Here is a 1,836-nt window from a genome sequence, read left to right as displayed (position 1 = left end):
TCATGCCAGGGTCCTGTCGATCGATTTATCCGAAGCCGAAAAGATGCCAGGAGTCTTCAAGATAGTGACGGCCGAGGACATCAAGGCCAATAAGGGGACCAACCGGATCCGCGGGCAGGTCGGTTCCGGTACGGCGAGCACCGACGGCTGGGAGAGACGGATCCTCGTCGAGGAAGGCGACAAGATCCGCCAGTGGGGCGAGGCTGTCGCGATAGTCTGCGCGGACTCCGAGGCACAGGCCAGGGCGGCCGCTGCCGCGGTCAAAGTCAAGCTCGAGGAGATGCAGGCCGTGATGGATGTCAAGGAGGCCATGGCCCCTGGAGCCGCCAAGGTTTACGAGGAGATCCCGGATATAGACGGGATACCCAACTGCTTCAACAAACGGCCCATCATCAAGGGGGAAGACCCGGCCCCGCTCATCGACGAGGCGCCCCACGTGGTGGAAGCGGAATTCTGGAGCTCCAGGCAGCCCCATATGACCATCGAAACGGACTGCGGCTTCGGGTACTGGGACGAAGAAGGCCGCCTGACACTGCAGACCAAGAGCATCTGCGTCTACAGGCATGCCCTGATGATCGCGAGGGGGTTGGGTGTCCCCCCTTCGAAGATAAGGGTGATCCAGAACAACATGGGTGCGACCTTCGGCTACAAGGTGGCCCCTACCAACGAACCCCTGCTGGGTGCCTGCGTCATCGCCACGGGCCGTCCCGTCTACATGAGGCTTGACATGAAGGAGCATATCGTGAGGACGCCCAAGAGGTCGCCCTTCCTGATGAAGGTAAGGGCCGGAGCCGACGAGAAGGGCAAACTGGTGGGCCTCGAGCATTACTGGTACGTCGACCACGGCCCCTATTCGGAATCCAGCCAGGACCTGACCAACAAGGGAGGGCAGTTCATCTGTGCTCCCTACAGGCTGGACAACATCAAGGGAGCGGGTTACACCCTGTTTACGAACCACAAATGGTGCGGGGCTTTCCGGGCTTACGGCGGCCCCCAGACCTACTTCGCCGGAGAGCAGGTTATGGACATGCTGGCCGAAAAGGTGGGGATGGACCCGCTGGATTTTCGCGAGATAAACCTGGTCCGCCCCGGGGATACCTTTCCTAGCGGGCAGAAGCCGGAGATTTACCCCCTTCAGGCCATGCTTACTCGCCTGCGCCCTCTTTACGAAGAGGCCAAAAAGCGAGCCGAAGATGATTCCACCGACAAAATCAAAAGGGCGGTGGGCGTCTCGATAGGGATATACAACGCCAACGACGACGGAGCGGACGAAGCGGCCAGCAATATCGAACTCACCAGGGACGGTGTGATCCTGTACAATACTTGGGAAGACCATGGCCAAGGTGCCGATATGGGTTGCGTCGGGACGGCCCATGAAGCTCTTAAACCCCTGAGGTTCCATCCCGACCAGATAAAACTCGTTTGCAACGATATGGCGAAAGCACCCAACAGCGGCGCCGCCGCAGCGAGCAGGAGCCAGGTGATGGTGGGGAATGCCATAGTTGATAGTTGCCGTAAACTGCTCGCGGCGATGAAAAAGGCGGACGGGACCTACCGGACCTACGATGAGATGGTGGCCGAAGGGATACCGACCTGCTACGAGGGTTACTGGCAGGCAAAGGTCCGCGACATCGACGGTGAGGTCATCACCTGCACCGGTATGGACGACGTCACGGGCCAGGGATACCCTTTCTCCAACCACATGTTCGGTCTCTTCATGGCGGAGGTTGCCGTAGATGTCGAAACGGGCAAGGTCGCCGTGGAAAGGTTCACCCTGGTCAGCGACGTGGGCAAGATAAACAACTTTGATGTCGTCGAGGGGCAGCAGTATGGAGG

The 1,836-nt window shown here is 59.6% G+C and carries 1 protein-coding gene; it reads left to right on the top strand.

Annotated features, from left to right (window positions below):
- Nucleotides 1-1,836, top strand: a 1,836-nt coding sequence (locus tag GX108_08100; protein ID NLO56992.1) for a xanthine dehydrogenase family protein, incomplete at both ends; no start/stop codon positions are given.

This window comes from Thermovirga sp., assembly GCA_012523215.1.
GTDB lineage: Bacteria > Synergistota > Synergistia > Synergistales > Thermovirgaceae > 58-81.
Note: the sequence above shows the minus strand (reverse complement) of the source record. Positions and strands in the feature narration are given on the sequence as shown.